A 9,507-nucleotide genomic window follows, 5' to 3' on the forward strand; every position below is an offset into this window, starting at 1 on the left:
CGCAATCGAGAAACAACGATAGCATATAGGATTGATTCGCTAGCTCAGCAGGTAGAGCACAACACTTTTAATGTTGGGGTCTTGGGTTCGAGCCCCAAGCGGATCACTCGGAAAATCAGAGAGTTACAAAAAAGTGACTCTCTTTTTTTATGCCTATATTTGCGCAGGTTTACATGGTTCAGCCAAACCGAGAGTTAAACCAAGCATCAACGTTAAAACCTGAGGGATTACCAAAGTTGGAGATCAAGGATAATTGAAGTATACAGATATAAAGGCTGACATAAAAATGTCAGCCTTTACTTACTTTTGCTTAATTCATAAAATACTTTCTGAAATGAATTTCACTTTTTAGTAAATCACGGTCATTCTGACCATAAATTATAACAGAACTTCTTTTGATGTTCTGGATCATTTTCCTGAAACATCTTTCTAACCTTTTCATAAGTGTAAAAATTAATACCTGAAAACTTAAATTAATTTATCTATCCAATCTTGGACTTAATTGAATAAGATATTGATTTATGCAAGTCAAAAGTATAAATTATCTTTAATCGTTTCGTGTTTTATTCTGCTTTCTTTTTCTCTTGGCAACTTGTTCTGCAGCTTCTGATATTATCTGTTTATTTGCAAATCTCTGAGTGTATTGCGTATAGTCAGGATGAATTCTTTCGTAGTTAGGATCAGAGAAGAGAGGACTTGTTATTATATGGTCAGCTGTAGAGCGGTTACAACAAAATACTATATTCTCAACTCCGGCCAATCTTGTCAGCGCCTTGACATCTGTATCATGAGGCTGCAAAGTCATAGGGTCTGTAAAGAAAAACAAATAATCTATTTCCCCTTCTACGATACGTGAACCTATCTGCTGGTCTCCGCCTAATGGACCAGATTTTAGTATAGTGATATCCCATTCTACATCAGGATGTTTTTCCTGAAGTGCTTTTTTGATAAGCGTTCCAGTTGTTCCTGTACAATAGAATTTATGCCCTACAAGACGTTCTGAATTCCATAGTGCCCATTCTATCATGTCCTTTTTCATTGCATCATGTGCTACTAGCCCAATTCTGCGTGTAATAGTTCTTTCCATAAAAACGTGAATTTAGATAATTAAGTTAATATGTATAGAAACCTGATAATTATTATTGAAATCCTGAAAACTTTAAACCCTTTTTACCTTAATTTTTTATATCAATCTATCTTATTCAACTTCGTATTGCATTGCAAATATATTTACATTTATTGATAAAATGCTATAAAACACCATAAATATCTACCAATATGCTTATTTATTGATGTTTATCAAGAAAAATGATAGTTTATATTTAATTTTCGAATGTAATGATTTTAAAAGCTGTTTTCTTTTTTAGAGATTCCAAATCCACTTCTGCTGTTTTTGGCAGGGATCAAGTCCATCCTATTTCACATTCTTCCAGATGATTGCAGAAATAATATTCCCCTCTTTAGTTGTTTTCCGTTTCATCTTATTCCTGTTATTAATTTATTTCAAGAACATACACAGGAGTAGCCTCTGAATCCTTAACCTTTTCTCCATCCCCCTGATGTGTCTCCTGAACGAACATATGAAGCTTTTTATGCGTCTTCCATAATTCTGTATCATAAGACGGCTCCCATGCATCCACAGAAAAGTCAGTAAGGTCCTTCACGCGCCACTCTCCAGATTTTATATTGTCTGTATAAGCCACCGACACCTTACTGCCACGTTCTTCATCACGGAACACAAAATATGCTTTTCCGCTATCCACAGCAACACGAGGACGCGAAATAGGAATCATCTTCGTTCCTCCTCCTTTTAAGGAAAATCCATGCGTACGGTTCATAATCTGACGACTCTGCCAGCTTATTCCATCATTCCACACCAACCTATACTGAGGGATATCACTGTCAGCATCTCTCCAATATGTCACTATATATGGATGCCCATCCGCATCAGTACTCATACTTGTCTGATTAATCAGTTCACTGTTTTGAGGAATACGCCAGGCATATTCGGCATTATCCTTACGTATAGGTAAAATATATTTCTCACCTATAGATTTATACCAGGTTTTGCCTTCGTCAGGAGAATATGCATAACACAAGTCGTGGTTAGTCTCCACAAGCCAAGTCTCACGCCAAACCCACGACAAATGAATCACTCCCTTATTATCCATATACAGCTGCCAATAAGCATTTCGCTGATTTTCCCCATCAATCAAAACACTCTGGACACGTGACCATTTACGGCTTTTCAAATCATATCTGTTCAATACAAGATTGCCTCTACCAGATGCTCCAGAACGATATACAAACAACAAATCACCATCCGGCATACGATAAAATTCCGGATATGTAACATCATTCTCATCATCACCTGTCATAGGTTCTTTTTCTCCCAATATCAAGCTTCCAGGTGCAGTACTTTTACAATAATTCAACTTATCGCCATGATGATCGAAAGAGAGGTGTAAATAGCCGTCACCATCCACCATCATACTTATGACATTATGGGCATCAGCCACATTCCCTTTATACTGTGTGCGATTCAATGTCCAGTCTTTAGTTCCCAGAATACGCTTTCCTAAAGTAAGATAACCTTCGGCATCATAATAAGATATATACTGAACATTGCCATTCGTAACTAATGAATTATTACGGGAAACAGCAGTATTAACTGAAGTGGAGCTATATGCTTCGCCTACCTTAACAAGTCGCTGAGCAAATACTTCCACAGAGAAAAGTATTAAAACAAGAGATACAAATATGTGTTTCATAGCTTATGAATTAAAAAAAACATGAAAATAGACATAAAAAAAAGAGGAACTAACATTGAATAATCAGTTGTTAATTCCTCTTTTATGTGCGCCTGATAGGACTCGAACCTACACGTCTCACGACACCAGATCCTAAGTCTGGCGCGGCTACCAATTACGCCACAGGCGCGTGAGAAGCTTTATTTCTCATTTGCGATGCAAAGGTAGGTATTTTTTTTATACACACAAATATTTCAACGGGTTTTTTTCAAAAAATCACATGCCGTTTCAATAATGGTGTCTTTTCCACGTAAAATATCCTCCTCAGACATATCAATATGCAAGTCTGGCGTGATACCAAATTCTATCTGATTCATGTCTGCGTCATACATTGGAGCAGCCGAGAACCTGATAGACCATCCATTGGGAATTTCCGAGGTGAAAGGCAAGCCGGAGCCTCCACCTGTCGTATCGCCCATAATTGTAACGAGCGGCATGTTCTTCATACAGTTTACAAAATCGTTTGTGGAACTGTACGAACGTCGGTTTGCCAGGACTACAGCTTTTCTTTGCCAACGGATTCCGTTTGAAGGTTCAAGATACACTGGTGCCGGCGTAGAGAAATCACTATGTCCAGGTCCTGTCTTGTGCGACATGTATCCAACAAGAACCTTTTCGTTGGTAAATCTTGAGGCTAACTTTTGGGCGGTAGTCAGATTTCCTCCTCCATTATTTCTTACATCTATAATTATGCCGTCACATAATTCCATCTCTTTAAGCATATAGTCCAGATTACCATCTCCTATTCCATTAGAAAAACTCGAGCAATATACATAACCAATATTATTCTCCAATATCTGATATGTAAGTCCTGAGGTTATCACATAATCTTTCCCAAGATAATTACTTTGGATACTATCACTAAAATTACGAGGATAGGCATCAAACCATTCTCTATATTGCGACGTTCCATATCCACTGCTCAGGTTTACATGACCATCACGCAATTCATTCACCATTTCGGAGAGCACTTCAAAAAGATTATAATCTGACATATCCGATGTTATGCGTTTGGAATATCTTGAATATACTTCATCCCAGTCCAATCCATATACATCATTCTTATAGTCAAGAAAACAATATTGTTCGTCGATGATTCTCCACAATGACTCAAAATTTGCCTGTGGAGTATTTCCTGAGACATCCTCCCTAATACAAGATGATGACACAGCAGATAATATGACACTTATCAATATTACAAATAATGTGTTACTATTATGATTCATACAGAATAATCTTTTTTATCAAAACGGTGTAACTTTAGAAGGGAGACTTATCATGTTCTTTCCTCTTAACAAGTGGAAGTTTCTGACAAATCCTATAAGAAAGTTATGTGAGTAGAAATGACTCTTCAGATTGTTTACTTTTGCCTGCTGTATGTCGCAAAGGTATCCGGCACGGAATATTGTTTTTCCAACAGGAAAATCCAAAGTAAACATTTGCCTTAAAGACGGAGCATTATGAAACGATGTAAACAGAACATTTCTACCTCCATGCTTAAGAGAAAACATTTCATAATATGACTGGCCATATTCAGGCGAAAACATTATTCCCATGAAAGGCAGGTTAGCCTGATATCTCAATGTCATAGGATATCTGGCTATTCTGAATTTGTATATCAGCATAGCAGACGCGTCTATGCTTCCATATACTTTTGCCTGAGCAGGATTGTTCGAATTGCGGGCATTGTATATAAAACCTGCATTCAAATCAAACATTGGTCCGAACAATAGTTTCAGATTATCGTCTATTTTATACTGGTAATGCAAGGCATAAGTCCAGTTCAGCATTCCTGAATACGATTTTGACGATTTAGAAATATTATCAGTATAGGACCAGTTGGTCTGTATGATACGTTGAGTTGAGACATGCCCTCCAAGCAGTTTCGTCATACGCATACTTTCGTGCATGAACCTGAGCTCAGGACCACGATATTCCAACGGAGAAAGGTACGTATCGTAAACATTTGCTCCTCCAATCCCAATCATAACGGAACGTACAAGATACTTTCCATGATATAAAGAATCTTGTGCCTTTATACTGGCACAAGATATTAAAAACGCCATGATGGCTGATATATATAGTCTATACATAATTTTAGAACAGCTTCATCTGACCGTCATCATCATTAGGAATATCCTCCTCCAATTCGTTTTCCTCAAATTCTGTTTGCACTTCAGTTTCTTCTCTAACAATAGGTTCGAGTTCTTCAATCTTATCGACAGTGAAAGTTGTGAGTCGTTTTCCTTTTGCCTTAAAACTCTTCACGCCAACAAATTCGCTGGCATCCACAATCAAAGAGTCTCTGAAGCTGTCGTGTCCGCCAAACAGAACATTAATTCTTGGATATGCCTCTGACGTCAGAAGGAGTAATACATTCTGTTTATTCTCACCCAAAAAGTTCTGTCGCTTAGCGCTCTGCTCGAAACAGAACCTCTTAAGATAAGGATAATTCTGCTGGTCGGCATCGTAAAGGACCGCGGTCCAGACCTTGTCAGGATTATATTTCTCAAGAAGCATTATATCCGGATCATAATGATTATTCAAATCGAAATCGGTAGTATAGAATTCTCCGCTCTTCAATACAACCAATATACTGTCTTCGCTTTGGAATTCACCAAGAAATTCGCCACGCCCGTCATAATTCAGACGAAGAACATCATGATCAAACCATACTTTTCTGCCACCGAGTGTAGAGCCTCCCTTATGTTTCAAACTAATCTTATGTACTTCAAGACGGGTAAGCAAATTACCCATAGACTGTCTTCCTTTAATTGAAATTTCACTGAAATCTCGTTCCAGTATCAGTTTCTTAATTCTAGGATTAGGTCTGAGAGTAACTTTCACCACTTCAGCCTCACCGTTAGGGTTAGCTGTGAAATACATAATTTTTGAACCAGGATTACCCTGTGTAATGTCATACTCCCGATCGCGTATCATTGAAGTGACATTAAAGCGTTTTATAAAGTATGCTCCATCTTTTCCGTCACGATATATCACATTATATATAGTGCGTTTGTCATTTTTCTTGAAGATATTGACATACAATATATTCTTGCCTACGAAAAGCTTGTCGCTTATTCTTACAATCTTATACTTTCCGTCTTTATAGAATATTATCACATCGTCTATGTCGGAACAGTTGCACACAAACTCGTCCTTCTTCAATCCTGTACCGATGAAACCTTCTTCTCTGTTTATATAAAGTTTTTCATTCGCTTCGGCCACCTTTGTAGCGACAATCACATCGAAGTTTCTTATTTCAGTCTTCCGTTCGAAATTCTTGCCATATTTGTTTTTCAGATTCTCGAACCAGTTTATTGTAAAGTCTGTGATGTGAGCAAGATGATTGTCAATTTCATCTATCTCGTTTTTTAGTCTGGCAATCAACTCATCGGCCTTATCCTTATTGAATTTCAGGATACGGGCCATCTTTATTTCCATAAGTTTCAGTATATCATCCTTGGTCACTTCACGAACCATCTTAGGATAAAAAGGTGTAAGTCGTTCGTCAATATGTTCACAAGCGGCGTCCATATTTTCTGCCTGTTCGAATTTTACATCCTTATATATACGTTCTTCGATGAAGATTTTTTCCAATGAAGCAAAGTGCAGGGCTTCAAGTTTTTCTTCACGCTCAATATTCAATTCTTTCCTCAGCAAATCCAGAGTATTGTCTGCCGATTTTTTCAGCACATCGCTTACAGACAGGAAATGAGGTTTCTTATTATCAATTACACAACAGTTAGGCGAAATATTCACCTCACAATCCGTAAATGCATACAGAGCATCAAGAGTCTTGTCCGACGAGACACCTGGCGCAAGATGTACAAGAATCTCAACCTTATCGGCTGTATTGTCTTCCACCTTCTTGACCTTGATTTTTCCTTTTTCCACTGCTTTCAGAATAGAGTCTATAAGCGAAGAAGTAGTTTTACCGTAAGGGATTTCGCTTATGCACAGCGTTTTGTTGTCAAGTTTAGATATTTTTGCTCTCACTCGTACTACTCCACCTCGTTCGCCGTCATTATACTTAGACACGTCGATGGAACCTCCAGTCTGAAAATCCGGGTATAAACGGAATGGTTCTCCCTTGAGATAAGCTATTGCGGCATCACACAGCTCATTAAAGTTATGTGGAAGAATCTTTGACGACAGACCGACAGCAATACCTTCCACTCCCTGCGCAAGAAGCAAAGGAAATTTGACAGGCAAAGTCACAGGTTCTCTGTTACGTCCGTCGTATGACGACTGCCATTCTGTAGTTTTCGGATTGAAAACCACATCAAGAGCGAATTTGGACAAACGAGCCTCAATATAACGTGGGGCGGCAGCACTGTCGCCTGTAAGAATATTTCCCCAGTTTCCCTGACAGTCTATCAACAGTTCTTTCTGACCAAGCTGAACCAAAGCATCACCTATCGAAGCGTCTCCATGAGGATGAAACTGCATGGTGTGGCCTACAATATTTGCCACCTTGTTGTACCTGCCGTCGTCAAGACGTTTCATAGAGTGTAATATTCTCCTCTGTACAGGTTTCAATCCATCATTAATATGCGGAACAGCTCTTTCAAGTATTACATACGAAGCATAGTCAAGAAACCAATTCTGATACATACCACTCAGCTGATGTCTTACCGCATCATTTGATGTATCTGCCGGTTTGTAGTCGGAATGACCTTCGCCCCCCTGTAAATCGTTTTCCTTATCAAAAGTATCTTCGCTCATTTTAGTATATTATTCAAGAATAAAAACAGTGTCTTTGCAAATTTAAGAAAAAAAGAGGATATACCACGAAAAGATATATCCTCTTATTTAGACTATTTTATTTTAAAATCTGTTATTTAGCCACTTTTTCAAGCCATTTCACCATGAACAGCATTACTCCCATAGAGATGAGACATACTATCATGAATATTGCCCAACAGTATGCGATAGGAATAGCATTATACATAAGAGGGCCAATCCACAACAGGAGGTTACCTACAGCTGTCGCACCAAGCCACAATCCCTGGCAAAGTCCCAGAAGATGTTTTGGAGCTACCTTCGAAACGAATGACAATCCAAGTGGAGAGATGAACAATTCGGCCACTGTAAGAAGGAAATAAAGAACTATAAGCACCCATGCTCCAGCCTTCACCTGCTGGTCGATAGGAAGATCTCTATATTCTGCAGCAGAAGGATAACCCATCACGAGTGAATAACCTGCAAGGAACAAGTAAGCCAAACCTGCAATAAACATACCAATAGCAATTTTTCTCGGTGTAGATATTTCTTTTCCTTTTCTTGACAGGGAACCGAAAATCATCATTATAATAGGTGTCAATGTAATTACGAAGAACGGATTGACAGCCTGCCATATTTCAGGAGCTATTGTAGAGGTGTCAACAAAGTCTCTTGCGAAGAGGGACAATGAAGTACCATTCTGATGGAATGAGAACCAGAAGAATATCACAACTCCAAGTACTGCAAACAAAGCGTATAGACGCTGCTTGATTTCCTTTGCCATAGCAGCCTTCTCTTCAGCGGTATAAGTAACAGAGGCCGCAGCTTCCTTCTTTCCAGGATTTGGGAATTTGCGTTTTGTTGCAAAGAAGATAAGCAATGAAATCAACATAGCCGCAACAGACGCAAGGAATGAATAGTGAATACCTTCGTTGAATATCTGCAGATACTGTGCGCATGAAGCTGTCATGTCAGATATATCACCTGCTATGCACTGTGACATCAGCTGATTTAAATTGCCCATAGCTTCAGCGGACATTTCGTTCGCACGATTAATATAATCATGACACAAAGCCGGAAGACTCGCATTATAAACCATGTTATGGGCGCTCAACCACCAGCTTCTTAACAACGGAGCAATAAATGGGGCAACCAAGCCGCCTATATTTATAAATACATAGAAAATCTGGAAACCTGAGTCTCTCTTTCCCTTAGCAATCGCAAGCTCTCTCTCACCTTTAGTGGCAGCTTCTGCCTCAAGGTCATCATACATCTGACCAACGATAGCCTGAAGGTTTCCCTTAAACAGGCCATTTCCGAAAGCAATCAAAAACAATGCAATACAAGTCAAAGTAAGTAACCACGAAGTATTTCCTGCATTTGCTGTAATAGGAATAGACAATGCGATATATCCAATAGCCATGACTACAAGACCGGCCATGATTGTACCTTTATAATTCTGTTTCCTATCGGCAATCAAACCGCCGACAAGACTTAAAAGATAGATACCTGCATAAAAGAAAGAATAGATAAGTGTACTTTTCTCCTCACTTATACCAAATTTAGAACAAAGGAACAACACCAAAACGGCATTCATGATATAGTAACCGAAACGTTCGCCCATGTTTGACAGAGCCGCTGGAATCAGTCCTTTAGGATGATTGTTAAACATAAATAATGAAGATTTAAATGATTAATGATTAAATTTTTATGCAAAAATAAAGAAAAACACATAATTATCAAAATAACACATTCCCTTATTTCGCATAACACATTACTGTATCTTCACTACAGTTATTACAATCTACATCTTTATTATCTTATAACAACGAAAGAGCCCCGAAGCATCGCTTCAGGGCTCTTCTCTATAAAACGGCGACTACCTACTCTCCCACTTGTACGCAGTACCATCGGCGTGACGAAGCTTAACTTCTCTGTTCGGAATGGGAAGAGGTGGAACCTTCGTGCTATA

6 protein-coding genes, 2 tRNA genes and 1 rRNA gene are annotated in these 9,507 nt (G+C 38.6%); 1 reads left to right on the forward strand and 8 read right to left on the reverse strand.

Going from position 1 to position 9,507, the window contains the following annotated elements:
• The first annotated feature begins 33 nt into the window (after positions 1-33).
• Positions 34-106, forward strand: a tRNA-Lys gene (locus H6A27_RS13465).
• Between the two features lie 441 nt (positions 107-547).
• Here the strand turns inward: H6A27_RS13465 and H6A27_RS13470 are convergent.
• The 8 genes from H6A27_RS13470 to rrf all read right to left on the reverse strand — a co-directional run.
• A complete protein-coding gene (locus tag H6A27_RS13470; RefSeq protein ID WP_204402437.1) occupies positions 548-1,087 on the reverse strand; it encodes a methylglyoxal synthase in 540 nt (179 codons plus the stop codon).
• Between the two features lie 406 nt (positions 1,088-1,493).
• Complete coding sequence (locus H6A27_RS13475; RefSeq protein WP_204509064.1) at positions 1,494-2,771, reverse strand: alpha-l-rhamnosidase; 1,278 nt, start codon at positions 2,769-2,771, stop codon at positions 1,494-1,496.
• A gap of 87 nt (positions 2,772-2,858) precedes the next feature.
• A tRNA-Leu gene (locus H6A27_RS13480) sits at positions 2,859-2,940 on the reverse strand.
• 64 nt (positions 2,941-3,004) lie between these two features.
• Positions 3,005-4,036 carry a S41 family peptidase gene (locus tag H6A27_RS13485; protein ID WP_204509065.1) on the reverse strand — a complete coding sequence of 344 codons (1,032 nt, stop codon included), beginning with the start codon at positions 4,034-4,036 and terminating at the stop codon, positions 3,005-3,007.
• 18 nt (positions 4,037-4,054) lie between these two features.
• Complete coding sequence (locus H6A27_RS13490; RefSeq protein ID WP_204509066.1) at positions 4,055-4,903, reverse strand: DUF3316 domain-containing protein; 849 nt, start codon at positions 4,901-4,903, stop codon at positions 4,055-4,057.
• A 4-nt stretch (positions 4,904-4,907) separates the two neighbouring features.
• On the reverse strand, positions 4,908-7,538 hold the full coding sequence (locus H6A27_RS13495) for a DNA gyrase/topoisomerase IV subunit A (RefSeq protein WP_204509067.1): 2,631 nt from the start codon (positions 7,536-7,538) through the stop codon (positions 4,908-4,910).
• Positions 7,539-7,650: 112 nt separating this feature from the next.
• Positions 7,651-9,207, reverse strand: a complete 1,557-nt coding sequence (locus tag H6A27_RS13500) for a peptide MFS transporter (protein ID WP_204402430.1) — start codon at positions 9,205-9,207, stop codon at positions 7,651-7,653.
• Between the two features lie 198 nt (positions 9,208-9,405).
• A 5S ribosomal RNA gene (gene rrf, locus H6A27_RS13505) occupies positions 9,406-9,507 on the reverse strand; the annotation flags it as partial.

This window comes from Bacteroides caecigallinarum, from assembly GCF_016902295.1.
Classification (GTDB): Bacteria; Bacteroidota; Bacteroidia; order Bacteroidales; family Bacteroidaceae; genus Phocaeicola; species Phocaeicola caecigallinarum_A.

Excerpts from the sequence above, each read along its gene's own strand:
- H6A27_RS13470 (WP_204402437.1), bottom strand. The coding sequence starts at position 1,087 with ATGGAAAGAACTATTACACGCAGAATTGGGCTAGTAGCACATGATGCA.
- H6A27_RS13475 (WP_204509064.1), bottom strand. The coding sequence starts at position 2,771 with ATGAAACACATATTTGTATCTCTTGTTTTAATACTTTTCTCTGTGGAA.
- H6A27_RS13485 (WP_204509065.1), bottom strand. The coding sequence starts at position 4,036 with ATGAATCATAATAGTAACACATTATTTGTAATATTGATAAGTGTCATA.
- H6A27_RS13490 (WP_204509066.1), bottom strand. The coding sequence starts at position 4,903 with ATGTATAGACTATATATATCAGCCATCATGGCGTTTTTAATATCTTGT.
- H6A27_RS13495 (WP_204509067.1), bottom strand. The coding sequence starts at position 7,538 with ATGAGCGAAGATACTTTTGATAAGGAAAACGATTTACAGGGGGGCGAA.
- H6A27_RS13500 (WP_204402430.1), bottom strand. The coding sequence starts at position 9,207 with ATGTTTAACAATCATCCTAAAGGACTGATTCCAGCGGCTCTGTCAAAC.